Origin of the sequence: Streptomyces hygroscopicus (genome assembly GCF_026168105.1) — a bacterium.
Lineage (GTDB): Bacteria > Actinomycetota > Actinomycetes > Streptomycetales > Streptomycetaceae > Streptomyces > Streptomyces hygroscopicus_D.
On the sequence record NZ_LBMW01000001.1, the window covers coordinates 326,356 to 351,930 of the forward strand.

A 25,575-nucleotide genomic window follows, 5' to 3' on the forward strand; every position below is an offset into this window, starting at 1 on the left:
CGGACACACGGGGCGGTGCGGCAGCACGAAGCAGCCAACACCGGCCCCAGCCGCTGAACGCCCATCCCGCGCAGCCGGGTGGCGTACCCAGCGGAGTCAACGACGGCACAGCAGTGACAGGAGACCGGCGCAGTGAAGCAGGACAACAGCGCGGTGAAGCGGCAGAACAGGCGGAGCAGGCTGTACGGGTCACTGACGGGTGCGGTCGTGGCGGCCCTGACGGTGGGCGGCTGCGGCTCGGGCACCGGAGCCGGTCCGGCTGCCACTTCGTCGCAGCCCACCCCCACCGGCGGCACCACCAGCACCGCGCCGAGTGCCACAGCCGACGCCACCGCCTGGCGGAAGTGGGGCCTGACGCCGCTGCCCGCCGCCCCGAACCCCCCGGCCGACAAGCCGATCAAACTCTCCGCCACCGGAACCGTCCCGGTGTTCGCACACATACCGACCTCGCAGAAGGTCGTCTTCATAACCATCGACGACGGACAGGAAAAGGACCCCAAGTTCATCGAGATGATGCGGGACTTGAAGATCCCGTTCACGATGTTCCTGATGAACGACGCCATCAAGTCGGACTACGCGTACTTCAAAACGCTGCAGGCGATGGGCAACCACATACAGAACCACACCCTGCATCACCCCGCGATGAACACCGTCCCGCTGGCTCGCCAGAAGGAGGAGGTGTGCGGCGACCAGAAGGTCCTCACCAAGCAGTACGGCACCGCGCCACTGCTGTTCCGGCCGCCTTACGGCGCGTACAACACCAACACCAAGATCGCGGTGGGCGAGTGCGGGCCCCGGGCGATCGTCTGGTGGCGGGAGTCCATGCAGATCACCAACATGCAGTACCAGCAACCGGACAAGAAGTTGCGCCCCGGCGACATCATCCTCGCCCACTTCCGCGGGCCCATGGAACTCAAGGGCGCCACGATGACGAAGATGTTCGGCAATCTGCTCAAGCGCATACAGGAGCAGGGGTTCGCGGTGGCGCGCCTGGAGGACTACATCCAGCCACCCGCCCGGTGAGTCCCTGGGACAGAGCTACGCGGTAGACGTCCCGCGCGATCAGCCGCCGGCCGCGCGGGAACATCCGCTACACCACGCGCCCTGAGCACCAGATCGAGATCGCTGCCGGAGCACGCGCTCGCTCGCCTCTTGGTGACCACGATGTCGCCCTGCTGGGGCGCTACGTCGTGGTGGATCCCGGTCCCGGGGTCGCCCTCGGTGAACAGGCCGGCCCGCACGGCCGAGGCGAGCACCCTGTTGCGCGTGCTGGCTTCCGGATGGCCCGGGCGAAGGCCGATGACGACGCAGATCACGGGGATGCCAGTCGCCCGGGCACCGTCGATCGCCCTGCGCAGGCGTGGCAGATATCCGGATCCGTCGTCGGCGATGTCCACGATGTCTCGCTGGACGTCCATCACGAGGAGGGCGCTGTTCGCCATGCCCGCCATCCCTTCTCACTGGGGAACACGAGCAAGTGTCGTGAATCCGCAGAGCCGCGATGGGAGTTCCGTAGGTCTGTTACGCCGGTACGGTCGGCGCAGGGCCCGGGGCTTCGCGCCGACCGTGAACCGAGGGACTCACTGGGAAGGCAGGGCCTCCCGCAGCGCCTTTGCCGTGACAGTCGGGTCGTAGTCCTCGGGGACGCCCTCGACGAGGATGATGTCGCCCTCGATGTGCCGCGAGCGCAGTGGTGCGATCTCCTGGTACGCGGGTGAGTCCCACCAGGACCGCGCCTCGCCGATGCCGGGGAAGACGATCACCACGACATGCCCGGGCCAGCTGCCCTCCTTCACCTCGTGCTGAGTGGCGTGCACGAGGAAGCGGCCGCCGTACGGCTCGAAGGTGGCGGAGATGCGCTCGATGTACTCGGCGATCTCCGGGTGCGGGGCGGCCTCCTGCAGATGAGCTATGGCGTAGGCGGGCATGACGTCCTTCCGGTCGGTCGGGCTCCGTACGCGAAGATCGTGACATGCGGAGACGCCTGGGGCGATGACCTGACCGGTGAGCGGCGGGTCCACCGACGCAAACCCGCCACCTGGGCCGGCACGCGCTGCGGACCACCTGTGCCCGAACCCCGCACAGCTGCGTGCGGCTCTTTCAGTGCCGTGCCTTGGCAGCTGGCTGATGGGGGGCGTCGAGTCGGCGGCTGAAGAAGCTGAAGGCGTCCGGGTACATCCGTGTCCAGGTGTTGTAGTTGTGGCCGCCGCTGGAGAGCACCAGCGTCTGCGTCTGCACCCGCGTGCCGGCGGCGTCCCGTACGAACTGCTGGATGTAACTCGGCGGGCTCAGCCGGTCCTGGGCCGAAGTGGCGAGGAACAGGCTCACGGCAGCGGCGCTGTGCCGCACCAGACCAGTGGGGCTGGTGCGTGCCCGCAGCGCCGGGTCCTTTATGACACTCTTGTCCCCGGTGAGCGGGTCGGGGTCGAGCGCGGCGCCGGCACCGAAGACGCTCGGGTAGACCAGCGGCAGCCGAGCAGCGCAGAAGCCGCCGGTGGAGAAGCCCATGAGTCCCCAGCCGCGCGGGCCGGACAGGGTCCGGAACTTCCGGCTGATCAGCTCCGGCACGTCTTGAGCCATCCAGGTGGCGACCTTGCGGTCCGGTACATCGATGCAGTCGGTGTCGATGCCGCCCGGGTCGACCACCGGCATGGCCAGGATGAACGGATGGACTGAACCCTTGTTCATCAATTCCTGGAAGTCCTGTGGGATGCCTCCGTGCTCGATCCAGGAGGCGGGGCTGCCCGGCACTCCGTGCAGCAGCATCACCACCGGAAAGTGGGTATTGCGGTATTGCGGCATGTCGTACTGGGGCGGTGTCCAGACGATGACCTCTCCGGACAGCTTGGAGTGCGCACCGCGGAAGTAGGTGTCCAGCAGCCCCGTATCGCCACGGGTGAACTTGGCACGAGCGGGCGGTGGGCCCGGCATGGCGGCGGTACGGGTGCCGTTGTCCTTGCCCATCAGGTCGTCCCAGGAGGCGTACAGGCCGTAGCTGTTGTTGATCCAGGTCGCCACCACCGAGATTGCGGTGAGCTGGCAGAGACCGATCATGAACAGCCGCAGCACCCAGCGCAGCGGTCGCGGCCCCCGCATCAGCGACCACAGCACCATGGTGCCGACCACGCAGACTATGGTGGCCAGGTTGAGCAGGACGAAGAACGGCGTCCCGGTGAGACTCACGCGTCGGCCTCCCAGTCGGTCGAATCCAGCACGGGCAGAGACATTCGATTTACGGAACCACAGCCCGGCGAGTTGATCAAAATCCGCCGTAACGGACAGGTCACGAGATCTCGCAGCGGCCATCCGTCCACCCGGGGCGCAGGGGCGTGGAGGATGCGTCCGGCCTCAGCCGACTCCGCCGCAGGGGAGGCGCCGGATCCACCCGGCAGCGCCAGGGCGTGGACGTCGCCCGGCCGGACGTCCACCACAAACTGGTCGGCGGTGCGTGCCCGGGCCGCCTCGACCATGGCCTGGATGTGGTCGACACCGATCACTGCTCCCGCCGCCGTGACCGCTCCGGTCAGGACCCCGAGACCGGTGCCCGGTCCACAGCCGGGGTCGAGCACGGTCTGCCCCGCGGAGGTGGCGGGAGACGGGAGGACCAGAAGGACCCCCACGACACTGCCGGGCGAGCGGCGCAAGCCGTCCGTGCCTGGGGACCGCTGGTGATCACGACGCTGCGAGCGCTGTGGGACCTGCCGGCCTCCGGGAATGGCGACGGTCCCGCCCACTGACAGGCGGGACCGTCGCGGGTGGAGGTCTCCGTCTGACGCTCGCGACGACCGGGCGGGGCTCTCCTGCGCGGTCATCATCCATCACTGCGGACCATGCTCGCCGTACCACACGTGAGCCACACGGGAAGCCCCACCCGTCGCAGTGGAAGGAAGCCCCTTGGTACCGAGCCGGACGCGGTTCTCAGGGGAGCCGCAGGGTCAGGAGGGCTTCACCGCCGAGACCGCGGTGACCGTCACCTTGTTGTCGCACTCGGCGAAGACACCGTCCTGGAGGGCGACTTGATGTGCGCCCGATCCCGGCAGGCCGACCACCAAGGTCGGATACACGACGGGCTTGGAGCCGGACTTGCAGTAGCCGTCAGCTTCACCCTGCACCTGGACGAAGGTCAACTTCACCCATGCCTTGCCGCCGGGTGCCACGCGCACCGGCGACGCGGAGCCCGTGCGCGTCACCGACAGTGGAGCGTTGTGCTGCGGGGCGCCGTTGGCCGCCCCGGCCACCGAAGGGTGGCCCTCCAGGACGCACGGGGATCCGGAAATGTTGGTGAACTCGATCACCGCCGCTCCGGTTCCCGTGCCCTCCGGACGATCAGCAGCCTGATACGCGGCCGTCCTCAGGCTGGTCGCGGCACACGTCTTGACCCGCTTGCCGGAGGATCCGGATGCGTGGGAAGCGCCTGCCCCGGACGACGTCGACCCGCCTGCGCCGGAGGCCTTCGAGGCCGTGGAACCGGGCGCCTTGGAAGAGGGCGCCGCTGCACTCGGCGCTCCCGACTGCGACCCGGCTGCCCCCGGCTCGCTGCCACCAGGCTGACAAGCGGTCACCGACAGCGCGGCCGAAACCACGGCCATCGCCATCGCGGCCTTGCGTATGCCATTTCCGTACTGCATGTGGTCCCCCGAAATCGGATTACATAGGGCCGGCCCTGCGCCGGCACTCACGGAGACAGGCCTGCTGGACGCCGGGTTCCACACTGGATCACCTGTGACAGGGCAGTGACAAAGGCCGGGCCGGTTCAGTGTCAGCGGCGAACGGCGCAGGTCGTCCGATGCCTGTATCCCCCATGCCCTGCCGGATGGCGCCCGTCCGAGCCCGTGAGCGCAGGCGGGTGGCGTTCTCGGGGAGACGAGCCGCATGCGCTGTGGAGAGCCGCGGCGAAAAATCCGGCGACGGACGCCGTCCGCCCGCACGTAGAGGAGATGAAGGCCCGCCCTGTACCGCCAGGCACCACCACCCCTCATCCAGCTCACGAACCCACGAGGTACCTGTGGCTCTCCTCTCCGCGCTCCGTCTTCGCCGCCACCCGCGGTCGCGGGGGCGTGTCGCCGTCGGGTTGCTGGCGCTCGTCGCGGGCACCCTGCCGAGCATGTCGGCCGATGCCGCGGCTCCGCCCTCCGGATCTGTCAGCGACACGGCGCCCACGACCACGTGGAACGGCGGCCCCTTCGCCGTCCCGAACGTCTCCGGCACCGCCGGGACGGTGAACTGTGGGGCCCCGCAGCTCTGCGACGACTACGCGCTGAAGGTGTCCGTGCCCGCCGGCTACGACGCCGGTCACCGCCTGCGCATCGACGTCAAGTGGCCCGACTCCGCAGCCGACTTCGACCTGTACGTCCTCGATGCGAACGGCCGCGAGGTGGCGGCCGCGGCCTCCTCCGCCGACCCCGAGACCGTGCTGCTTCCGGCGGTGACGGCTTCGTACACCGTGCGCGTGGTGCCCTACGCACCGCTCGGCGACAGCTTCAGGGGCACCGCGAGTCTGGTGGCCAACCCGGTTGATCCGCCGCCGAGTTCTGCCGTCCCGCCGACGTACGGGAGTTCCTCGGCACCCGACGGCATCAAGGACGCGCACAACGCCGGTGAGCCCTCGATCGGCGTCGACCGCGCGACCGGCGCCGCGATGTTCCAGGCGTACACCTCGACGCTCAAGGTCACCTACAACAGCGCCGGTACCGCCACCTGGCAGGACAAGAGCGCGAACGCGGCCGACGGCTGTCCCCAGGGGAGCATCACCAGCCTCGACCCGATCCTGTTCACCGACCCGTCCACCCACCGCACCTTCGAGTCACAGCTCGCCGGGAAGACCGCCCTGACCTGTTACACCGACGACGACGGCGGGACGTGGACGCCGACGGGCGGCTCGGGCGTCAATTCCGGTGTGGACCACCAGACCATCGGCGGCGGCCCCTTCGCCGCGGGCGGGCCGGGCGCCGTCTCGTCGTACCGCAACGCCGTCTACTACTGCTCGCAGGACATCGCCGACGCCTCCTGCGCGGTCAGCCGGGACGGCGGTTTGGCCTACGGCCCCGCCGTCCCGATGTACTCGCTGCTGGACTGCGGCGGCCTGCACGGTCATGTGAAGGTCGCCCCGGACGGCACGGTCTACGTACCGAACAAGGGCTGCGGCGGCAACCAGGCCGTGGCCGTCTCCGAGGACAACGGGCTCACGTGGGCCGTGCGCAAGAACCCGTCCAGCACCCCCGGCGACTCCGACCCGAGCGTGGGGATCGGGGCCGGCGGAACCGTCTACATGGGCTACCAGAACAGCGACGGCACCGCGCATGTCGCTGTCAGCCACGACAGGGGCAAGACGTGGCTGTACGACCAGAACGTCGGTGCGCCGCTCGGCGTCAAGAACATCGTCTTCCCGGCCGTGACCGCCGGCGACGACAGTCGCGCCGCCTTCGCCTTCCTGGGCACCACCACTGGTGGCAACTACCAGGACACGAACAACTTCCACGGCGTCTGGCACCTGTACGTGGCGACCACGTACGACGGCGGCCAGTCCTGGGTCACTGTCGACGCCACCCCCACGGACCCCGTTCAGCGGGGGTCGATCTGTACGGGCGGCACCACCTGCGGGAAGGATCGCAACCTCCTGGACTTCATCGACGTCACCCTCGACGCACGGGGCCGCGTGCTCGTCGCCTACGCCGACGGCTGCACCGGCACCTGCGCAACCGGCGGCGCCCAGAACTACGACGCGCTCGCCTCCATCGCCCGTCAGTCCTCCGGCAGCACGCTGTACGGCGCGTACGACGCCGTGACCGGAGCCGGCACGAGAAGCCCGAGGGAGGCCGGTCAGTGAAACCATTCCGCGCTGCTGCCCTACTGGTCGGCGCCGTCCTCAGCCTGACGGCAGTCACCGGATGTTCGGCGACGCCCCACCAATCCGGCCCCTCGCGTGCGACGCCGTCCGCAACGGGGCAGGCCCAAGACGCCTCGGCCGGGAATACGGCCGGCCCCAGGCCCGGCGGCTGCCCCACTGCCGTCTCGCTCCCGCTGCCCAAGGACTTCCCGGCGAACCTGCCGGTGCCCGACGGCGCGGTTGTGACCTCGGTCGAGCATCGCACCCACGGCCGGCTCGTGGTCGGCACAGTGGTGAGGGACGGCTTCGACGCCGCCCTGAGCTTCCTGCACAAGCAGCTCCCCAAAGCCGGATACGCCTTGAAGGAGGGCGAGGTGGAGCAGGACGACGCCGAGTCGAACTTCTCCTCCCCGACCGTGGAAGGCCGCTGGACCCTGCGGAAGATGCCCGACTGTGCGAGAGGGGTGTATCTGACGTACCTGACGTCTGCCGCCTCCTGAGGGTCGCTCACCAGAAGTCAGCCGACGGAGTCCACGGTCTATGAGGCGGTCGGCATCATGATGTGCTGCTTGACGAGTTCGTACGACCTCAGACGGTCGGCCAACGCGTAGACAGGCGTCACCAGCATGAGTTCGTCCGCCCCGGTCACGTCCGCGAGGTTTGTCAGCTGCTTCGCGACGATCTCGGGTGCGCCGTATGCCTGTTGGGCGCGGAAGCTCGCCAGCGCCTGCGTTTCCTCTGCGGTGAACGAGTGGGCGGCAGCCTCTTCGGGTGTGGGGAAGGGGATGTCGCCTCGTCCCTTGAGGAGTCCGGCCTTGACAACCTCCATCGGGCCCCCGAGCCGGGCCGCCTCCTCCTGCGTCTCGGCACACACCGTTTCCACGCAGATCAGCACGCGCGGGCGCTCGCACCAACGAGAGGGAGAAAAGTGCTCGCGGTAGTGATGGAGTGCAGAGAGGGTGTTGTCGGGACGAATGTGGTGGGCGAAGGCGATCGGCAGTCCAAGTTCCGCAGCGAGCGCGGCGCCGGCCGTGCTCGAGGACAGCAGCCATGGTTCCGGGAGCGGGCCGAGCGCGACCTCGTCCACCAAGAAGTGCAGAGTCGCTGACACGTCGTTGCGGTACTCGTCGTCCGAAGTCGGTCCGGCCCCGCGCCGCAGCGCCCGCGCCGTCGACTCGTCGAAGGTACCGGGGCCGCGGCCAATGCCCAGGTCGATGCGGCCCGTGTGCAGTGCGGCCAGCGTGCCGAATTGCTCCGCCAGCATGATCGGGGCGTGGTTGGGGGCCAGAACGCCCCCGGATCCGAGACGTATCGACGACGTCAACGCGGCCGCGTGGGCGGTCAGGACGACGGGCGGGAACGCTCCGATGGCCGGTGAATGGTGATGCTCGGCGTACCAGAGTCGCAGGTATCCGAGGTCTTCGAGGCGCCGGGCGAACTCTGTGGTGTCCCGTAATGCGTCTGTGGCTCGGGCGCCCGTTTGGACCATGGCCACTTCGAGCGCGCTGAGCGGAACGTTGATCATCCGGTCAGTATAGGAAGCATTCATCGGCGTCAACGCCCCCGCGCGCACCGGCCCTTCACGGTCAAGGAATCCTCTGGTCTAGTCCAAAGTTCCACTTGGTCTAGTCCAAAGCGTTGACGCGACCGCGACAGCATCAGGAGGCTGTGCCCACTCCCTCCCACCCCCACTGGAGGTACGCAGTGAGACGTCTTCGGACATGTTTGGGCGCGACCGCACTCGGGCTCGCCACCGCGGGCACGACGGTACTGATCGGCGGCCACGCATCGGGGGCGACCAGCGCGCTCAGCAACCGCTGGTACGCCGCGGCCCCCTATCTGATGCCGCTGGACAACGACCCGCCGGACCCGGCCGCCATCATGGACGCCACCGGCCTCAAGGCGTTCCAGCTCGCCTTCGTTCTCGCGCCCAACGGTGGCGGCTGCTCCCCCACATGGGGCGGCACAGCCCCGGTCTCCTCCGACACTGCCGTGCAGTCGGCCATCGACGCCATCCGCGCCAAGGGCGGTGACGTCTCCGTCTCCATCGGCGGTTACGGCGGTACCAAGCTCGGCCAGGTGTGCTCGGACGCGACCGCCACGGCGGCGGCGTACCAGCAGGTCATCACCAAGTACGGTCTGCACGCGATCGATTTCGATCTGGAGGAGCCGGAGTACGAGAACACGGCGGCGATCAAGAACGAGATCGGTGCCGCCAGGATCCTTCAGCAGAACAATCCCGGACTCTACGTCTCCGTCACCACGGCCGGCACGGCGGACGGAACCGGCTGGTTCGGCAAGCAGATGCTGCTGGAGGCGAAGTCGCAGGGATTCACACCGAACAACTTCTCCATCATGCCGTTCGACGGCGGGTTCAACGGCGCCGCCTCGCAGACCGGCGCGCTCACCAACTTCAATGCGATTCTGCAGTCCACCTTCGGCTGGGACCAGGCGACCGCCTACGCTCACGAAGGGTTCTCCGGGATGAACGGACGCAGTGACTCCGGCGAGATCTTCACGCAGGCCGACTTCCAGACCGTGCTGGACTACGCGATCAGCCACAACATGGACCGCTTCACCTTCTGGTCCCTCAACCGCGACCGTCAGTGCACACCCGCCGACAACGGCGGCCGCACGTCCGGCACCTGTTCCAGCGTGGCGCAGAACCCATGGGACTTCGCCAAGTACTCGGTGACGTTCGCCGGTTCGACCCCGCCCTCGCCCACGCCCACCCCGCCGGGGACGCCGACGCCACCGAGCGCCACCTGCACGTCGGCCTGGAGTGCGACGGCGGTCTACACCGCGGGCAACGAGGTGTCGTACGACCAGCACAACTGGAAGGCCAAGTGGTGGACCCAGAACGAGGTGCCCGGCGCCTCGCCCTGGGGGCCCTGGCAGGACGAAGGCGCCTGCTGACGCCCGCACCATCCGTAGCGAGCGTGGGCCGGGCCTGCCACAGGCAGCCCGGCCCGCGTGCGCGGTGCAGCCGACGCATCGACCCGCGTTGCGATCAGAAGGCCGTGTGGGCGAACCAGCGGTCGAGCGCCTCACCCTCTCCCGAGACCTCGAAGGCACCCTCCTGGTAGGACCTCCGCCCGTAGAGCAGCAGCAGGAGGTCCGCCGCCTGCCCCCGTACCGCCGCCTGCGGCCCGGATGGTGTGGCCTCGGCCTCCGCCCGCGGCAGCAGGCGGAAACCGTCCGGCTCCAACCGCACCCGCCACTCCTCGCCGATTCCGCCGGCCGGGTCGGCACACTGGAAGGCGATGGTCTCGCCGTTGCCGTTGAGCTTCGTCACGCCCGGGGCGAAGACACCCGCGTAGGGCAGGTTGACGAGGAACTCGTCCACCCCGTCCACCGCGAGCACGGGGTCGATGTCCGGCTCCCGGCCGACGGCACGCTCCGCATCCACCCGGTGCACGAGCGTTTCGAACAGCATCCGGCGGGCCCAGAAGCGCGCACGCTGGTCCTCACCCCAGGCCCACATCGCCGCCTGGGGATCCGTGGTGCGCAGCACGGCCGCCACATCGGGTACGCCCGCCGCCACCCAGTCGGCATACTCCTCCGCACGTTCGGGCAGCCCCAGATCCACGTCGCGGCTGCGTGGGGGCTCCTGCACCAACCGGGTCAGCAGCGTGGAGAACCAGCGTTGCAGCGCTCCCACGTGCCGGGTGAGGTCGGCCAGCGTCCAGTCGGGGCAGGAGGGCACGGCGGTCGCGGGGTCCATGCCCTTCACCGCCTCGGCGAAGCGGAGGGTCTCACGCTCGATCGCCTGCCGGTAGCTGTCGTAGGGCAGAGGGTGCCCCGCCCCGCTCGTCGTGTCCATCTGCTGCCTCCCTGACCCAGCACGGATTCCGTCATGATCAGTGTGGAGGCTGGAGTCCACTCCAAGGCAAATCCGAGAGAGGTACTCCCACGACGGCACCCGTCGTGCGGCGGCCCGCGTGCCAGTGCCGAGCGGCACCGGTGTCGGCGGGCGCGGCGATGTCGACCAGGTTGATCGACGGAGCGCACCGGTGGGCTCCGCCGCGGGCGGCCTACCGCGCCGTCACTGTCAGGTAGCCCGTCTTCTTCACCCGGCCGTGGTGGGCGACGATCGTCACGGGGTAGCGGCCCGGCTTGAGGTCGGCCCGGATGGTGGCCGTGTCGAAGTAGCGCGGGTCGTCTCCGTCGGCGGCCTTGCTGTCGTCGCGCTTGAGGTGGAGTACGTGGGTGAATGCCGGGGAGGTGGCGGTCAGCCGCGTCTCCTCACCCGGGTCCGGGTACGCGTCGTGCCACATGACCGCGACCTGCCCTCCGAGGCGGACCTTGAAGTCGTGCCCGTGCGCCCTGTCGAGGTAGCCGGTGCGCGGGTCGTAGAAGCCGGGGCCGTACGCCTTGCCGAGATAGTCGGGGTCGCCGGGCCGGGACGCGCGGACCGTCAGACGCTTCTCGGTGATGCGGTTGCCGTGCGGGCCGTACAACTCGAAGGTGTACGTGCCGTCCGCCAGGCCCGGCTTGAGCTCCGGCTGGGCCGAGAAGACCCGTGGGTTGTAGAAGTCGATCACCTTGTCGTGGACAAGACGCACGGGCTGCGGCAGAGCAGCGGACCGCACGGTGAAGTCGGTGCCCTGCTCACCGGGGTACAGATCGTCGAAGCGCAGCGACACCGGCTGCCCGGGCCGGGCCATGCCCGAGAACACCAGCACCTTGAACGCCGGGCGCTCGGAGCGCACGACCTGAATCCTGTCGCGGGCCACGGTACGGCCCGCCATGGTGACCGTGAGCGGATACCAGCCGGGCTTGTCCGTCATCGGGAGGGCCGCCACGGCCCCGTAGGCGCCGTCCTGCCATCGCAGCCGCACGGGCGCGCTGAACGCCGGCGACTGTGCGGTCACCGCGTCGTGTCCCTGGGCACGGCTGACGCCGTCGAGCAGCATGTCGACCAATTGGCCCGGGCGGGCGTCGAATTGCCCGTTCAGGATCAGCACGGGGTCGCGGCGCGCGGCTGCAGGCGTGCTCCCGGCGTTGAGCGCGGTCGTCTGCGCGCCGGGCGCAGAAGGACCCGGGCTATGCGCCGCCCCGGCCGTGCTCGCCGAACTGGCACACCCGCACAACACCAGACAGGCGGCCGTAACGCCCACGAGCCTTGACGGATTCATCGTATCCCCCAGCCTTTGGTCACACACGAAGATGACTGAATGGCGCTGCTGGTTGCCTGCGCACAGCGGCAGAAGGGCGGATGACTCCGAGACCGCGGTGCCCAGCGCCCGTCAGCGGTCAGACCGGCTCCGAGGAGGCTGCGCCCTGCAGCACCCCGCAGTTGGCTGCGGCCACGTCTGCCGGATGCGAGACCGGCGAGAGGTGGCCGGAGCTCCGTTCGGTGATCGTGGCACCCGTACCTTCGGCGAACCACCGTTGTGGTCCCACCCGTACGCCTGTGATTCTTCACCCCCGTCGGGCACGAACCGCGCTCGCCCCCGTGATCCACTGCTCTCAGACCTGGGCGGTGCCGCAGTACCGGCACTTGGTGGCTGCCTCGGGCAGATCTTCCGACACGCACGCCGGACACGTCTTGGCGGGCGTGGGGTCGCCGAAGACCGTCACGCCCCGCCGGGCCTGGATGTGCTTGTACGGGACGACGATCAGGAAGTAGACGACCGCCATGAAGACGACGAAGTAGATCAGCGCGGAGATGAAGGCGCCGATGTTCAGGTAGGTCGCGGGGTTGCCCGGCCGGCCGAGCTGCCAGCCCAGACCGGGCGACATGCCGCCCTGGGCACTGGCGATGACCGGGTTGATCACGTTGTCGGTGAACGCCTTGATCAGCGTGCTCAGCGCCAGCGCCACGATCAGCCCGACGGCCACAACGATGACGTCGCCGCGCATCAGGAAGTTCTTGAAGCCCCGCAGCATGGATGGTCCTCGCTTCTTCGCGCTCCAAGCAGCCGACCGGTGTCGTGCTCGTCACGGTCAGTCTCGCCAGGCTCGGCACGAGCCGCACTCGGGAGACCCCCGATCGGGCACGTGAGTCGGGGGACCCCTTGCCGTGCAGCCGTGCGATGGCTTCCCCGTCGCTCCGGGCGGAGCCGTGGTGCCCGGAGGGTACGTCTACGATCGGCTCATGAGTGGGTGGAAGCAGAGCCTGAATGCGGCGGGGATCCGGGAGCCGGAGTTGCGGCGCGACTACGACGCCCAGCGACAACTGGTCGCGCGCTTCCGCCGCACCTCGTACCTGGCGGCCCGGGTGCTGCTGCCGCGGCCGGTGCTGCCGCACGCGGTGGCGGCGACGGCCGTGATGCACCACGGGGACAACCTTCTGGACACTGGTCCGAAGCCGCAGCGGGTCGCGGCCTGGGCGTCCTGGGAGCAGCAGGTGCGCAAGGCTCTGGACACGGGAGTGAGCGACGAGCCGCTGATCCGCGCGCTGCTGCACACCGTCGCGGTGTATCCGCGGCTTCGGGCCGTGGTGGAGGAGTATCTGTCCACCGCCACTGCCGAACTGGAGTTCACCGGCTTCGCCACCGAGGCCGACTACCAGGCCTATGTGGACGCCTACTCGCTGCCCGCCTTCATGCTGGTCGGCGAGTTGCTGGGGCCTGAGGCCGACGACGGGCGGTACCGGGCGGCCTGCCGGACCCTGCTCGACGGCAGTCAACGGCTGGACTTCGTCAACGACCTTGCGGAGGACGTGCGGGAGGGCCGGCTGGGCATCCCGACCGAGACACTGGAGCGTTTCTCTGTCACGGTGGAGGACATCGCGGCGGGCCACGAGTCGCCGGGCATACGTGAGCTGGTGGGCCATCAGGTCAAGGCGGCACGCGCCACCTTGGAGGCGGCTCGGGAGCTGCCCGCCCGGACCGCGGCCCCCTACCGGCCGCTGATGGGCGCGCTGGTCGAGATCGAGCTGCTCACGGCGGACGCGGTTCTGGCGAGTGGCGCCGGGGTGCTGCGCGGCTCGGCGACTCCGCCGCTGGTGGGCGCGGCGCGGGTACTGCTGGGCGCCCGCCGGCAGGCACGTGGGCAGCGCTGACCACCGAACTCGAGGCCCCGGTCGCCGCGCAGGCTCACCGCCCACAGGCCGAGCCGGCCGTCAGCCGGCTGGGGCGTGGTACTGCTCCCCCAGGGCCCGGCACCGGACGCCCGCGGCCCGGCCGCCACTTGGCCGCGCCGGGCGCTGGAGCAGCGAGCGGCCCGGGCGGCGCACCGCGGAGCCGTGTGATGGACCAGCCGCTCCCCGTCCGCCGACCGCCGTGCGGCAGGATGGGGCCATGAGCAGTCATGGTTGCTGCGGCTCTTCGGCCACCTGGTCGGCAGGCACGGTCCACTCGCGACCGCCATGCTCGGGGCGCAGATAGGCAGTTCCGCCCTGCACATCAGTGAGAATGCCGATCTTCCCTTCTGGGTCGCGGCATCTCTTGCCGATTCGGGAGTCATATCCGTCGCGCGTCCGGCCGGGGCTGATGCGTGCCTCGCGGTAGGTGGCCCACAAAGCCTGACCGGTCTCACAGCCGCTGCTCGGTTTCCCGGCGGACCTGCACCCGTCGCACGACTCTGCGTGCCGTAGCCATTCCCTGTACGCGTCGTACATGGCGCCTTCCGCGAGTGCGATCGAGCTTGCGACGCGCCCGTTCATGAAACATCGCCCCAAAGATGCGCTACGTAGGGCCGGACCATTGCGCACGTGTCCTCCCACGCTGCGAGCGGCTGGCGCCGTCCGCGGGCTACAACCAGCAGCGCTCCCCTCACGTTCGGGGTAGGCGGTGCAGGGGGCGCCACAGCGCGCTTTGCGCCACGGCTGTGTTTGCCGGGGGTGCGTCGCCCTAACGGGGCTGCAATCACCCATTCGAGCGCTCTGCGGATAAGGTCTGTCACGTCGTCGCTCCCTTGAAGCGTCGGCCACGCCCCCGGGCCGTTCGAGCGGTCGCGGGGGTTCTTGTTGTCAGGCCATGGTGACCACCCATGCGGGACGTATTGGCCCGCTACCAGGGACAGTTGGGCCGTTTGGCCGCTACGTCGGAACAACGCCCAAACGCCCCTAGGGGGAGCCTTGAACACTGCCCTACGATCAGCTATGGACAGCGCTGGCCTGTCACCCCGGCAACTGGCTCTGAGGGTGGGTGTCTCAGGGAAGACGGTGGAGCGGTGGGTCAGCGACTCCGAGCTGATCCCGCACGCAAGGAACCGCGAAGACGCTTGTAAAGCACTGGGAGTTGACGAGGAAATGTTGTGGCCGAAGGCGGTTAAGGACCGGATCAAAACCGGGGGTGACCGTGAGATCATTCGGTCATACCCCTACCGCTCTTCCTGCCCGTCGTCGGTGTGGGGCGAATTGGTAGCCAGCGCTGAGCGGGAAGTCTTCTTCGCTGGCTACACGAACTACTTCCTATGGATCGACCAACCCGCATTCGCAACCACCTTGCGCCAGAAACTTGACAGCGGATGCCGGGTGCGATTCCTGCTCGGCGATCCTGACGGCGAAGTTACCCGAAATCGCGAGAGCGTCGAAGAGGTGGCACTGACCGTGTCCACGCGCATCCGGATCACACTTGAGAATCTCGAGAAACTCGGCGCGCACGAAGGGCTCGAGACCCGGTTCTCAGCAGCGAGCGACGCGGTGAACCACGTATCGCTTTCGGTGTTCCGCTTCGATGATGACGCGCTCGTAACACCGCACCTTGCCCGGCTAGTCGGCCACGATTCCCCGCTGCTGCACCTGAGGCGGCATGCGGAAGGCGGAATGTTCGATCGCTTCGCTGAGCATGCCGAAGAGCTGTGGTCCCGCGGCACTCCGCAGCGGCAAACCATCGCCTGAAAACGAAACGAGCCCCCGTACCGGCCACCAATCAGGTAGCCGGTACGGGGCTCATGCCATGCGGCCATTGCCAGGTATCGGCGGCCGGTCCGCTCGGACGCTCCGAAATGGCGCGCCAGGGCGGCGCCGGTCACGCGCTGCGGCGTCCGGCGGTCGTACTGTCGAACCCGCTACCGAAGAGGACTTCTGATGCGCAGCGTGACGTATTCGATGGGCGTCTCACTGGACGGCTACATCGTCGGGCCGGACGGCGGCTTCGACTGGACGCCGCCCGACGAGGAGGTCTTTCGCTTCGCTACCGACGAGGTGCGAGAGGCCGGTGTCCACCTGTTGGGACGACGGCTGTACGAGACGATGCTGTACTGGGAGACCGTCGACCAGAATCCATCGCTCGACTTCCCAACGCTCGAGTTCGCCGCGGTCTGGAAGGCGCTCCCCAAGGTGGTGTTCTCCACCACGCTGTCGGCGGTGCAGGGCAATGCCCGCCTGGTCTCCGGCGGCCTGGCGGAGGAGATCGAGCGATTGCGAGCCGAGCCGGGGGACGGCAACATCGCGATCGGCGGTGCGACTCTCGCCGCCGAGGCGGCCGCGTTGGGGCTGATCGACGAGTACCGGGCCAGGGTCTACCCGGTACTGGTCGGCGGCGGCATTCCGTTCTTCCCCCAACACGAGCGCCGGGTGGATCTCGAATTCGTCGAGACCCGTACCTTCAGCTCAAGAGTCGTCTACCTCCGCTACCGCGTGGCGCGTTAGCCGACTGGTCCGCCGAGCCCTGGGAAGACGGGCTGCCAGTGATGTTCCCTCAGCGAAATGACCTACGCGAAGCGGTGTGGGCCCGGTTGTTGGCCCTGCACCGTCGACGGATCGGAACCCCGAAGGGCGCGCGGACGCTGGGCCCATTCCGTCAGGCGGTGCTGGTGCTGCGCTGGTTCCGTGAGCGAGGCTGTGTGCACTACCTCGCCCGGGACGCCGGGGTATCCCAGGCGACCGGCTACCGCTACCTGCACGAGGGCATCGACGTCCTCGCAGACGAAGCCCCCGACCTCAATGCGGTGTTGGACCGTTGCCGCGCCGAGGGCATGACACACCTGGTACTGGACGCCACGTTGATCGCATGCGACCGGGTCGCCGGTGTCCGCGAGAACGGCAACGACCCGTGGTTCAGCCAGAAACACAAGAGTTTTGGCGGCAACATTCAGTTCCTGTCCGCTCCGGACGGCACGCCGTTGTGGATCTCGGATGTGAAGCGGGCTCCACGCCGGACATCACGGCCGCGCGACTGCACGTGCTGCCGGCGCTGTACAAGGCCGCCGCCGATGGCCTGCCCACCCTGGCAGACAAGGGATACATCGGAGCCGGGATCGGCATCCGTGTCCCTGTTCGCCGCCCCAAGGACCGCTCAGAGAAGGCTCTGGACATCGACACCCGCACGACGAACGCCCTGATCAGACACGTCCGAGCCCTCGGCGAACGCACCGCCGCCGAACTCAGGGAACGCTGGCGCGCTTCGAAGCGCATCAGCCTCAGCTCCACACGGATCGGTGATATTGCCCGCGCTGCCTTGGTCCTCAACAACCACTGGAGGTGATCTTCATTGAGAAAACCTCACTGGGTAAGAATTCCGATGAGCTGCCCACTAGTGCCGTTACCGCTCAGCACCTGGAGAGTGCTTCACACTTGGTCTTCTGCGCCTCGGGCGATGACTTGCTGTCGTCTTCGCGCTTCCTGGACTGCCTGATGTAGGAGACTGCTCGCACAAGGTCCAGACTACGGACCCCGGTCTTCAGAGGTGTCATGTGCCTAGTGTTGTAAAAATCAACGTACTGACCGTCCCCGCCGAGCAGCGGGAGACCCTCGAGAAGCGCTTCGCCTCGCGTGCCCACGCCGTGGAGAGCTCCGACGGGTTCGAGTGGTTCGAACTCCTCCGGCCGGTCGAAGGCACCGACAACTACCTCGTCTACACGCGCTGGCGTGACGAGGAGTCCTTCCAGGCCTGGATGGAGGGCCCCATGAAGGCGGCTCACCAGGGCGGTGGAGCGGAGGGCGGCGAGCGCCCCAGGCCGGCGGCCGGCGGGTCGACTCTGTGGTCCTTCGAGGTCGTGCAGCAGGCGGCGCCGAAACCCGCGTAGACGGGTCGCCGAGGGCGACAAGGGCGCAGTGGCCTCTGCCCGGCCAGGCTCCCTGTCTGCGGCCCGTTGCGGACGTGGACAGGGGGCGTGGACGAGGTCGACCGGGCAGGTCCGCAGCACGATGAGGGTCCGTACAGGACGTTCCTGGCCCAATTCGTCGACTTCGCGGCTGCCCGGTGCCGTCGAGCATCCGCTCCGGCTCCGCGCCCGCACAGCCCCGTTTTTGCAGCCTCCGCAAATCTGCTGGGTGGCAGTCCTCGTCCGGCCCGAGCATGGCCGGGCAGGTGCTCCCCGATGCGAGAGGCAGGCCGTGACCGCTTCGACTCAACCCCTTCAGCCGGTACTGGGTGCGCGCAGGCGCTGGACAGTACTGGCCGTGTGCTGCCTGAGCATGTTCCTGGTGGGCCTGGACACCACCGTCGTCAACGTGGCCCTCCCTGCCATCGGGCGCGGCCTGGGTGTCGGGACCCGCAGTCTCGAATGGACCGTGGACGCGTACACCCTCGTCCTGGCCGGTCTCCTGATCTCCTCCGGTGCCCTGGCCGATCGGTTCGGACGCCGACGGGTGTTCCAGTCCGGGCTGGTCGTGTTCGGCGCGGCCTCGTTGGTCTGTGCGATCGCCCCTTCGGTGGGCACGCTCGTCACGGCCCGTGCCGTCCAGGGAATCGGCGCCTCGATGCTCAGTCCCGTGGCTTTGGCGATCGTGGTGAACGCGATGCCGGACCCTAGGGAGCGAGCGCAGGCGATCGGTGTCTGGGCGTCGGTCTTCGGGCTAAGCATGGCAGCCGGACCTGTCACGGGTGGCGCTCTCATCGCGGGGTTCGGCTGGCGGTCGGTGTTCTGGGTCAACGCGCCGCTCATTGTGGCCGCCGTCGTGCTCAGCGCTGTTTTCGTGCCGGAGTCGCGGTCGCAGCGGGCGCAGCGGCTCGACATCCCGGGTCAGGCCCTGCTGACCGTGGCCATCGGGGTGCTGGTCGGCGTCCTCATCGAAGGGCCGCGGATCGGGTGGACATCGCTCGCGGCGCTGACGGCGTACGCGTTCGCTGCCTTGGCGACGGTCGGATTCGTATGGGTCGAGTCGCGTCGGCGCGAGCCGCTGATGGATCTGCGGCTCTTCCGGCGTCCGGTCTTCAGCAGTGCGGTCCTGGGCGCGGTGGCGGTCTTCGTCGCACTGAACGTGACACTGCTGCTCAACACCCTCTACCTGCAACACACCCGGGGGTGGACGCCGCTGGCCGCCGGGGTGGCGACCTTGCCCATGGCCGTGGGCGCGACCCTCTGCGCCCCCTTGTCCGGCCGTCTGGTCGGTCGTGTCGGGCCGCGGCTGCCGTTGGTCCTGGCCGGCACCTTCATCGCGGTGGGCGGACTCTGCCTGATCGGGCTCGACCAGCACACGCACGTATTCCTGCTTCTGCCGGCCTACTTGCTCATCGGCATCGGTTTCGGCTTCGCCAACGCCCCGATCACCAACACCGCGGTGAGCGGGCTGCCTCCCGCCCGCGCCGGCGTGGCCGGAGCGATCACGTCCACCGCACGCCAGTTCGGCGCTGCGCTCGGCATCGCCCTCGCCGGCGGCCTGGTCGCCGGCGCCGGTCCGGCGGGGCTCCCACATGCCTCCCGTCCGGGTTGGATACTGGTCGCCGCCTGCGGACTCTTCCTGTTCCTCCCCGCCCACGCGTCGCGGCCGAAGGAGGACACCATCCGGTCCACGTCCGCGGGCTCGGCGAGCCGCATCACCCGCCGCACCACGCCGCAGTCCTGAGTGGGCGCACTGCCGAAGCGGCCATCCGGGGGCTGAGGTCCTGAACCTCTCGTGCCGGGTCGACGCCACGGGTATCCAAGCGAGTGCACGCATACGGAAGGGGCTGATGAGATGCAGATCGATCTGAAGGGCCGTACGGCGCTGATTACCGGCTCCACGCAGGGCATCGGCGCGGCGATCGCCGCCGGACTCGCCCGTTCGGGAGCCCGTGTGGGCATCAACGGGCGCACGATCGAGGGTGTGGAAGACGGCATCGCCCGCCTGGCCCACGAGGTACCGGGGGCCGATCTGGTGCCGGTCGTGGCCGACGTCACCACTGAAGAGGGCGCGCGGCAGGCAACCGAAACCCTGCCGCGGGTGGACATTCTCATCAACAACCTCGGGATCTTCGGCACCGCGGACCCGCTGGAGATCACCGATGCGGAGTGGCGGCGCTACTTCGAGGTGAACGTGCTGGCCGCCGTGCGGCTGACCCGTCTGTATCTGCCGGGCATGACCGAACGCGGCTGGGGACGCATCCAGTACATCGCCAGTGACTCGGCCGTCGCCATCCCCGCGGAGATGATCCACTACGGCATGTCCAAGACGGCACTGCTCGCGGTGAGCCGGGGTTTCGCCAAGCAAGCCGCGGGTACCGGCGTCACGGTGAACTCCGTCATCGCGGGCCCCACACACACCAGGGGCGTCGAGGGCTTCGTCCACGAACTCGTCGACCGCGAGCTCCCCTGGGACGAGGCCCAGCGCGTCTTCATGCGCAAGTACCGGCCGCAGTCCCTGCTGCAGCGACTGATCGAGCCGGAGGAGATCGCCCACATGGTCGTCTACCTCAGCTCCCCCCAGGCCACGGCCACCACCGGGGGCGCGCTGCGTGTCGACGGCGGATACGTCGACTCCATCCTGCCGTGAACCGACGACGGGTCAGGCGCGCGAAGGGAAAAACGGGGCGGGGGGACGGGACCACCCGGCCCCCCGCCCGACGCACATCACCCTTCGAGCGTCACATACAGACGGGTCCCTTCGGGCCGGTAGCCGACGCGCTCGTACACCCGGCGGGACCCCTCACCCGAGTACTCCAGCCAGACCGATCGTGCTCCACGGGCGAGCAAGGTCTCGGTCAGCGCCGCCGTGACCGAGGCGGCGATGCCGTGACCGCGGAACGCGGGCCGTGTGCCCACCCCCGCCAGCTCCGAAGTGCCCACGGCCGGTGCCGAGCAGGTGGCGGCACCGGCGCAGGAGCCATCGGGAGCTCGCACGAACCGGACGGCCCCGCCGTTCTCCTGGGTACGCCGCAGCCGGGCGGCGCCTTCCGGAGACGAGGCGAACTCACCCACGAACGCCTCGGACAGAGCAGCGTCGATCGCTGCGTAGTCCTCGTCCGTGCACGGGGTCTCCACACTGAACGCGGCTGCCGACCGGCCGCCGTCCGGCAGCGATGTCAGTGTGCCGCGGGTGCAGACCAGGTACTCGTGGACTGCCTCCGTGGTGAATCCGGCCTGGCGCAGCGCGGGGTCCACGGCGGGTGCGGCGTCCGGAGCGAACTCCAACCGGGGCTTGAGACCTCGATCGCGGAACGCCTCGATCAATGCGGTGACGTCCCGGCCGGTCGGGCGGGCGCCGGGCAGTGGGGTGGCGTAGTTGATGTACGGGCTGGTCGTCGCGGGATCGAATCCCGCGACGAAGCCGCCGATTTCGACCGCCTCGGGTCGGCGGCGCAGGTTGGCGACTGCAAAGCTCTGGACGTCGATGTCCACGATGTTGACCTCACGTAGTTGGCAGGCGAAGCGCGCTCCGTCCGGATGAGCGGACCGAAGAACCGCGCAGGCTGTCGTACCGGCCGCGGCCGGGGATCACCTCCCCGAAGGGAGGTGATGGCGGTGCCGGGACACCGCATCGTTGGGCCGCCGTGAGGAGACGGTGGTGGCACCGGAGGCCGCGCTGCCCCGAGGCAGACGGTTCAGTGCCGACGGCGGCCGCTGAGGGGCGCCGAGGTCAATGGCTTCAGTCCTTCGCCGAGAGTGTGGTCCTGCCCGAAAGTTCGCTGAACCCTCCCACAGCGCCGAGGAGGAGATCAAGCCGATAAACCCACCATCAGCAGACGGTTCCCGGACGGCGAGTCGCGCAGAGGACGGGGCGCATGATCGCTGAATGAAACGTTTCAACCCAGGAGCGAAAGAAAACGGTCATAAAATCACTATGAATGGGCGCAAACAGACATGAAACGGTATATGGTGGACATCACGCAGCGAAGGTGCGCAGCACCGGGACCGTTTCGAGGCCAGGAGACTCACATGACCCACGGAGCGACCACCGCTCCCCACCCGATCCCCCGCGCCAACGCCGCACTGGCCGTCGGCTGCGAGGTGTGCAACGGCTGGGGAAGCGTGATCACAGCCCAAGGGCGTCACAAGCTGTGCCTCGGCTGCCAGCCCGATGCCGATCGAGAGGTCGGCGAAAGCAGCGGGACGCCTCGGGCGGAATAAGCACAACCAAGGGTTGTCGCTGACGACCGTGTTCACCACCTGTCCGGACGTTCGGCATCCCATCGCGTCGGCGCCCATGGGCGGTTCAGCCGGCAGCGCTCTGGCGGCTCCGGTGTCCAACGGCGGCGGGCCGGGCATCGCTGGCGGTGGCCTAGGCGAGCGCCGGTGGCTCGAACGCGAGTTGGCGGTGGCGGCCCGGCGAAGCCCTTCGTCTCATCGCCGAAACCGCATAGGCGGCCGATCTCGTCGCCGACACCGCCGCGGGTGCCCAACGTGCCCTCGCCTCGGTGGGCATGACCGACTGAGGCCCGACCGAGGGGTCTGCAACAGGAGCCTGGTCCGCTATGTTGTTACCGCGCCGTAGCTCACACCTGAAAAAGGTGTGCGGGCGCACTTGCCGTTCGTCCTCGACTCCCCGTTCCAAGCGGAGTTCTCATGGCCGCCACCCATGTCATGCCCATGCCTTGCCGCCCCTTATTCGCGTGGCCGCAGTGCCAGAAGGCCGCCCGTCGCTGACGCGACTCGTGGAACCGCACCGACAGCGGAACACGCATCGGCCGGTCCGCGCCACGCCTCTCCGCACTCCCTCCAGTCGCCACTTCCTCCCGTCGGCGCTTCGGCGTGCGGGCGAGGAGCCGCCGCCCTTTTCGCCCGCCAGCGCCACCGCTCACCGAAAGCCCCGCACTCCGTGACCATCTCCCTGTACGAGGGCCAACCCGCCGGCCGACACGCAGCCATACCCCCCGGCAGCCTCTTCCGGCGAATCTACGCCCCCCGGGCCTGCGACGCACTCGCCTTCTCCATGTCGACGTACGCCATGCCGCTCCTCGTACTGGCGACGACGGGCTCCGCGTCCCTGACGGGCCTGGCCTTCGCGCTGGAGTGGATACCCCGCGTGGCCGCCTTCGGCCTGGCCGGTGCCCTGGTGGACCGCTGCGGCGCGGCCATCGTGTGCTTCCTCGCGTCCCTTGCGCGGGCCGTCCTGGTGGCGGCAGCGGCTGTCCTACTGGTCATGCTGCCAAGGGGAACGACCGAGACCGTCACCGTCATGACGCTGGCAGCGGTGACCGGAACTCTCACGCAATTCGGCTTCGTTGCCAACGAAGCCGTCGGCGCCATCGTCAGCCGTCGGGCGGAAGGACAGTCCCACAGGGTGCAGTCGGTGCTCATCGGCATCGACCAGACGGCCACCCTCGTCGGCCCCGCACTCGGCGGTGTCCTCCTCCTGACCGGGCCGACTCGCATGCTGGTGTGCCTGAGCGTGCTGTCCTTCCTGTCGGCCGGACTCGCCCTGCAGACTCCGCCCACACCACTGCGCGCCGCGCGACAGATCGGGCAGCGGGCGGGCGCCGGCGTGCGGGAAGGGTGGCGGACGTTGCGTTCGCTTCCTGTCCTCGGCTGGCTCGTGGCCGGTCTGGCCTGCTCCAATCTCGCTCTCGGAGTGCTCCAATCGGCCAGCCCCATCGTGGTGGTTGACGGTTTCGGCCGCTCACCGGCCGCCGTGGGCACCCTCTGGTCGGCCGCCGCCGCATCCACACTCCTCGCGGTCGCCGGCTGCCGATTCGCCCTCAACCGGCTGGGGCTGTGGGGAGTTGGCGTGATCAGCTCGGCCGTCGCCGCCGCAGCCTGCCTGGCCCTCCCGCAGGCTACGTCCTACCTCGGCTACACGGCCCTCGTGGCCCTCTTCATGGCGGGTGACGGAGGACTCACTGTCGTCCTGCGCACCCTGCGTTCCCTGGTCATTCCGCCCACGGCCTTCGGCACAACCCTCTCCCTGACCATCCTGCTACTGCTTCTGCCCTTCCCCGTGGCAGGGATCGTGATCGCCCTCACCCCGCCGCCGTATCTGACCGACGTCATCGGCGGCTGCGCCGTACTCCAGGCACTCGCACTGGTCGTGACCTTCACGCGGCTGCGCAACTCCCCCGCGCTGCGTGCCGGTCGCGAACCGGCTCCGGCCGCCGGCTGACGAGCCCGGCGGGGCGGGGACCTCCACGCACGACGGGACCAACCGTGTGCGCCTACGTCCTCCCGCACCATGCCGATCGCTCTCGCCTCACCGCCGTCACCGCGACCGGACTCCCGGCCCTGGCGTTGGATCCGGTATCCCAGCGCACGTTGGCGCCTGTCATCGCCCTCCAAAATGATCTTTACGCGCGATTGAGCCGTTAGGGCTGCCGCTCTTCAGCAGAACGCACCTGGCAGACCCTGGAGTTGAGGGTGAGGCAGGACGCTGCCGCACTGGCTCAATGCATGAATGATCTGCCCGCTGAGGTCGCATCGAGCCCTTCGACGAGTATGTCGCCGGGTTCGCGATTGTCCGATGCACGGCGGTCCTACACCGCTATGGGGAGCTTGGCGGGGCCGCGCAGGTTGATGTGGCCGTTCCAGGTGACTTCGCCTGCTTGAGTGAGGTCGGGAAAGCGGTGCACCAGGCGTTGGATGGCCACTCGGCCCTCAAGGCGGGCCAGGGCGGCGCCCAGGCAGTGGTGGGGGCCGGCGCCGAAGGAGACGTGGTTGCGGGCGTTGGGGCGGGCGATGCGGAGGCGGTCGGCGTCTGGGCCCCAGAAGTGGGTGTCGCGGTTGGCGGAGGCCAGACAGGCGAAGACGAAGGTGCCGGCCGGGATCGTGCGGCCGCGGATGGTGTGCGGAGCCAGGGTGATGCGCTTGGACTGCTGGACGGGGCTGTCGTAGCGGAGGAACTCCTCGATGGCGTTGCCGGACAGGTCGGGGCGGGCACGGAGCAGCGCGAGCTGGTCGGGATTGCGCAGCAGGGCGACGGTGCTGTTGGAGATGAGGTTCACGGTCGTCTCGTGGCCTGCGATGTAGAGCATGGCAATCTGCGCGATCAGCTCGTCGTCGCTGAGTTTGTCGCCGTCGTGCTCGGCAGCGATGAGCGCGGTGAACAGGTCGTCGGCCGGGTTGGCGCGCTTCCAGGCGATCAGCTCGCGGGTGAGCTCGGTCATCTCGCGGCCCGCGTCGGCGACCTTCCGAAGGACGACCGGGTCCGTGACGACTTGAAGGGAGAGCGTCAGGACGCCGGTCAGCTCGCGGACCCGGGCGTGGTCGGTGGGCGGCATGCCGAGCATCTTGGAGATCACCGCGAACGGCAGCGGGAAGGCCAGCGTGTCGACGAGGTCGGCCTGCCCCGCCTCGGCGATCCGGTCGAGCGCGGCGTCGACAAGTCGGGTGATCTCGCCTTCCAGCGCGGCGACCGAACGCGATGTGAACACCTTGCTGACCAGGGAGCGCAGCCGGGTGTGGTCGGGCGGATCACGGTGGATCATGGACTGGTTGAGCACGTCAAGATCCACCTGGTCCATCTGCTCGCGGATGTGGCCACGGGTGACCATCCGGTCGTCGACCGAGAGCCTGGCCCGCAGCAGCGCCGCGATGTCGTCGTAGGCGCTCAGCACCCAGAATCCGAGCGGGTGTTCGTGCACCGGATCCACTTCGCGCATGCGGCGGTAGGTGGGATACGGGTCGTCGGTGAATCCTGGGGCGAACGGATTGAACAGCATGTCCGTGGCGGTCAACGGAAGCCTCCGGTGGGCGTGGCGATCAGGTCCTTCGGTGCGGAGGGGAGC

Annotated in this window: 22 protein-coding genes and 2 pseudogenes; 13 read left to right on the plus strand and 11 right to left on the minus strand. The window is 68.8% G+C overall.

Annotation, left to right across the window (positions count from 1 at the left end):
* Window positions 1-153: 153 nt before the first annotated feature.
* The gene (locus AAW14_RS01465) at window positions 154-1,023 is read left to right on the plus strand and encodes a polysaccharide deacetylase family protein (protein ID WP_265559261.1); all 870 of its coding nucleotides are present in this window, start codon (window positions 154-156) and stop codon (window positions 1,021-1,023) included.
* Between the two features lie 68 nt (window positions 1,024-1,091).
* Here the strand turns inward: AAW14_RS01465 and AAW14_RS01470 are convergent.
* The 5 genes and pseudogenes from AAW14_RS01470 to AAW14_RS01490 form a co-directional block, all read right to left on the minus strand.
* Window positions 1,092-1,442 (minus strand): annotated as a pseudogene (locus tag AAW14_RS01470) (cysteine hydrolase family protein); the annotation flags it as partial.
* 138 nt (window positions 1,443-1,580) lie between these two features.
* Window positions 1,581-1,928 (minus strand): DUF1330 domain-containing protein, encoded by a 348-nt coding sequence (locus AAW14_RS01475; RefSeq protein ID WP_265558933.1) that lies wholly within the window; start codon window positions 1,926-1,928, stop codon window positions 1,581-1,583.
* 172 nt (window positions 1,929-2,100) lie between these two features.
* Window positions 2,101-3,183 carry an alpha/beta hydrolase gene (locus tag AAW14_RS01480; protein ID WP_265558935.1) on the minus strand — a complete coding sequence of 361 codons (1,083 nt, stop codon included), beginning with the start codon at window positions 3,181-3,183 and terminating at the stop codon, window positions 2,101-2,103.
* On the minus strand, window positions 3,180-3,815 hold the full coding sequence (locus tag AAW14_RS01485; RefSeq protein ID WP_322740997.1) for a class I SAM-dependent methyltransferase: 636 nt from the start codon (window positions 3,813-3,815) through the stop codon (window positions 3,180-3,182). The genes AAW14_RS01480 and AAW14_RS01485 overlap by 4 nt, the downstream gene beginning before the upstream one ends.
* Window positions 3,816-3,935: 120 nt before the next feature.
* The gene (locus tag AAW14_RS01490; protein WP_322741003.1) at window positions 3,936-4,979 is read right to left on the minus strand and encodes a DUF4232 domain-containing protein; all 1,044 of its coding nucleotides are present in this window, start codon (window positions 4,977-4,979) and stop codon (window positions 3,936-3,938) included.
* Between the two features lie 125 nt (window positions 4,980-5,104).
* On the opposite strand from AAW14_RS01490, the gene AAW14_RS01495 reads away from it, so the two are divergent.
* Window positions 5,105-6,826, plus strand: a complete 1,722-nt coding sequence (locus AAW14_RS01495; protein ID WP_265558937.1) for a hypothetical protein — start codon at window positions 5,105-5,107, stop codon at window positions 6,824-6,826.
* The gene (locus tag AAW14_RS01500) at window positions 6,823-7,326 is read left to right on the plus strand and encodes a hypothetical protein (RefSeq protein WP_265558938.1); all 504 of its coding nucleotides are present in this window, start codon (window positions 6,823-6,825) and stop codon (window positions 7,324-7,326) included. Before AAW14_RS01495 ends, AAW14_RS01500 begins: the two co-directional genes overlap by 4 nt.
* Window positions 7,327-7,364: 38 nt before the next feature.
* On the opposite strand, the gene AAW14_RS01505 is transcribed toward AAW14_RS01500, so the two are convergent.
* A complete protein-coding gene (locus AAW14_RS01505; RefSeq protein WP_265558939.1) occupies window positions 7,365-8,351 on the minus strand; it encodes an LLM class flavin-dependent oxidoreductase in 987 nt (328 codons plus the stop codon).
* 179 nt (window positions 8,352-8,530) lie between these two features.
* Between AAW14_RS01505 and AAW14_RS01510 the strand changes: the two genes are divergently transcribed.
* Window positions 8,531-9,742 carry a carbohydrate-binding protein gene (locus tag AAW14_RS01510; RefSeq protein ID WP_416223229.1) on the plus strand — a complete coding sequence of 404 codons (1,212 nt, stop codon included), beginning with the start codon at window positions 8,531-8,533 and terminating at the stop codon, window positions 9,740-9,742.
* Between the two features lie 94 nt (window positions 9,743-9,836).
* On the opposite strand, the gene AAW14_RS01515 is transcribed toward AAW14_RS01510, so the two are convergent.
* The 3 genes from AAW14_RS01515 to AAW14_RS01525 form a co-directional block, all read right to left on the minus strand.
* Entirely contained in the window at window positions 9,837-10,649 is an 813-nt protein-coding gene (locus AAW14_RS01515; protein ID WP_265558941.1) for a maleylpyruvate isomerase family mycothiol-dependent enzyme, read from the minus strand.
* A 211-nt stretch (window positions 10,650-10,860) separates the two neighbouring features.
* A complete protein-coding gene (locus AAW14_RS01520; RefSeq protein ID WP_416223230.1) occupies window positions 10,861-11,964 on the minus strand; it encodes a hypothetical protein in 1,104 nt (367 codons plus the stop codon).
* Between the two features lie 334 nt (window positions 11,965-12,298).
* The gene (locus AAW14_RS01525) at window positions 12,299-12,718 is read right to left on the minus strand and encodes an MscL family protein (protein WP_265558943.1); all 420 of its coding nucleotides are present in this window, start codon (window positions 12,716-12,718) and stop codon (window positions 12,299-12,301) included.
* A 208-nt stretch (window positions 12,719-12,926) separates the two neighbouring features.
* On the opposite strand from AAW14_RS01525, the gene AAW14_RS01530 reads away from it, so the two are divergent.
* The 7 genes and pseudogenes from AAW14_RS01530 (at window position 12,927) to AAW14_RS01560 (ending at window position 20,414) form a co-directional block, all read left to right on the plus strand.
* A complete protein-coding gene (locus AAW14_RS01530) occupies window positions 12,927-13,835 on the plus strand; it encodes a squalene/phytoene synthase family protein (RefSeq protein WP_265558944.1) in 909 nt (302 codons plus the stop codon).
* Between the two features lie 1,104 nt (window positions 13,836-14,939).
* Window positions 14,940-15,617, plus strand: a complete 678-nt coding sequence (locus tag AAW14_RS01535; protein WP_322740998.1) for an XRE family transcriptional regulator — start codon at window positions 14,940-14,942, stop codon at window positions 15,615-15,617.
* A gap of 189 nt (window positions 15,618-15,806) precedes the next feature.
* The gene (locus AAW14_RS01540) at window positions 15,807-16,370 is read left to right on the plus strand and encodes a dihydrofolate reductase family protein (RefSeq protein ID WP_265558946.1); all 564 of its coding nucleotides are present in this window, start codon (window positions 15,807-15,809) and stop codon (window positions 16,368-16,370) included.
* A 41-nt stretch (window positions 16,371-16,411) separates the two neighbouring features.
* Window positions 16,412-17,205, plus strand: a pseudogene (locus tag AAW14_RS01545) (transposase family protein).
* Window positions 17,206-17,413: 208 nt separating this feature from the next.
* On the plus strand, window positions 17,414-17,746 hold the full coding sequence (locus AAW14_RS01550; protein WP_265558947.1) for an antibiotic biosynthesis monooxygenase family protein: 333 nt from the start codon (window positions 17,414-17,416) through the stop codon (window positions 17,744-17,746).
* A 376-nt stretch (window positions 17,747-18,122) separates the two neighbouring features.
* Window positions 18,123-19,508 (plus strand): MFS transporter, encoded by a 1,386-nt coding sequence (locus AAW14_RS01555; protein WP_265558949.1) that lies wholly within the window; start codon window positions 18,123-18,125, stop codon window positions 19,506-19,508.
* Window positions 19,509-19,619: 111 nt separating this feature from the next.
* Window positions 19,620-20,414: an SDR family NAD(P)-dependent oxidoreductase gene (locus AAW14_RS01560; protein ID WP_265558951.1), complete on the plus strand. Its 795-nt coding sequence runs from the start codon at window positions 19,620-19,622 to the stop codon at window positions 20,412-20,414.
* A gap of 77 nt (window positions 20,415-20,491) precedes the next feature.
* Here the strand turns inward: AAW14_RS01560 and AAW14_RS01565 are convergent, their stop codons facing one another.
* Window positions 20,492-21,259: a GNAT family N-acetyltransferase gene (locus AAW14_RS01565; protein WP_265558953.1), complete on the minus strand. Its 768-nt coding sequence runs from the start codon at window positions 21,257-21,259 to the stop codon at window positions 20,492-20,494.
* A gap of 537 nt (window positions 21,260-21,796) precedes the next feature.
* Here AAW14_RS01565 and AAW14_RS01570 point away from each other — a divergent pair.
* Together AAW14_RS01570 and AAW14_RS01575 are read left to right on the plus strand one after the other, a co-directional pair.
* The gene (locus AAW14_RS01570) at window positions 21,797-21,988 is read left to right on the plus strand and encodes a hypothetical protein (RefSeq protein ID WP_265558955.1); all 192 of its coding nucleotides are present in this window, start codon (window positions 21,797-21,799) and stop codon (window positions 21,986-21,988) included.
* A gap of 688 nt (window positions 21,989-22,676) precedes the next feature.
* Window positions 22,677-23,957 (plus strand): MFS transporter, encoded by a 1,281-nt coding sequence (locus tag AAW14_RS01575; protein ID WP_265558957.1) that lies wholly within the window; start codon window positions 22,677-22,679, stop codon window positions 23,955-23,957.
* 367 nt (window positions 23,958-24,324) lie between these two features.
* On the opposite strand, the gene AAW14_RS01580 is transcribed toward AAW14_RS01575, so the two are convergent.
* On the minus strand, window positions 24,325-25,524 hold the full coding sequence (locus tag AAW14_RS01580) for a cytochrome P450 (protein WP_265558959.1): 1,200 nt from the start codon (window positions 25,522-25,524) through the stop codon (window positions 24,325-24,327).
* Window positions 25,525-25,575 lie beyond the last annotated feature (51 nt).

What these genes read in the sequence shown, in the direction of transcription:
- AAW14_RS01475 (WP_265558933.1), bottom strand. Translation starts at nt 1,928, where the DNA reads ATGCCCGCCTACGCCATAGCTCATCTGCAGGAGGCCGCCCCGCACCCG.
- AAW14_RS01485 (WP_322740997.1), bottom strand. Translation starts at nt 3,815, where the DNA reads ATGATGACCGCGCAGGAGAGCCCCGCCCGGTCGTCGCGAGCGTCAGAC.
- AAW14_RS01490 (WP_322741003.1), bottom strand. Translation starts at nt 4,979, where the DNA reads ATGAGGGGTGGTGGTGCCTGGCGGTACAGGGCGGGCCTTCATCTCCTC.
- AAW14_RS01495 (WP_265558937.1), top strand. Translation starts at nt 5,105, where the DNA reads ATGTCGGCCGATGCCGCGGCTCCGCCCTCCGGATCTGTCAGCGACACG.
- AAW14_RS01505 (WP_265558939.1), bottom strand. Translation starts at nt 8,351, where the DNA reads ATGATCAACGTTCCGCTCAGCGCGCTCGAAGTGGCCATGGTCCAAACG.
- AAW14_RS01515 (WP_265558941.1), bottom strand. Translation starts at nt 10,649, where the DNA reads ATGGACACGACGAGCGGGGCGGGGCACCCTCTGCCCTACGACAGCTAC.
- AAW14_RS01520 (WP_416223230.1), bottom strand. Translation starts at nt 11,964, where the DNA reads ATGAATCCGTCAAGGCTCGTGGGCGTTACGGCCGCCTGTCTGGTGTTG.
- AAW14_RS01525 (WP_265558943.1), bottom strand. Translation starts at nt 12,718, where the DNA reads ATGCTGCGGGGCTTCAAGAACTTCCTGATGCGCGGCGACGTCATCGTT.
- AAW14_RS01530 (WP_265558944.1), top strand. Translation starts at nt 12,927, where the DNA reads ATGAGTGGGTGGAAGCAGAGCCTGAATGCGGCGGGGATCCGGGAGCCG.
- AAW14_RS01540 (WP_265558946.1), top strand. Translation starts at nt 15,807, where the DNA reads ATGCGCAGCGTGACGTATTCGATGGGCGTCTCACTGGACGGCTACATC.
- AAW14_RS01560 (WP_265558951.1), top strand. Translation starts at nt 19,620, where the DNA reads ATGCAGATCGATCTGAAGGGCCGTACGGCGCTGATTACCGGCTCCACG.
- AAW14_RS01570 (WP_265558955.1), top strand. Translation starts at nt 21,797, where the DNA reads ATGACCCACGGAGCGACCACCGCTCCCCACCCGATCCCCCGCGCCAAC.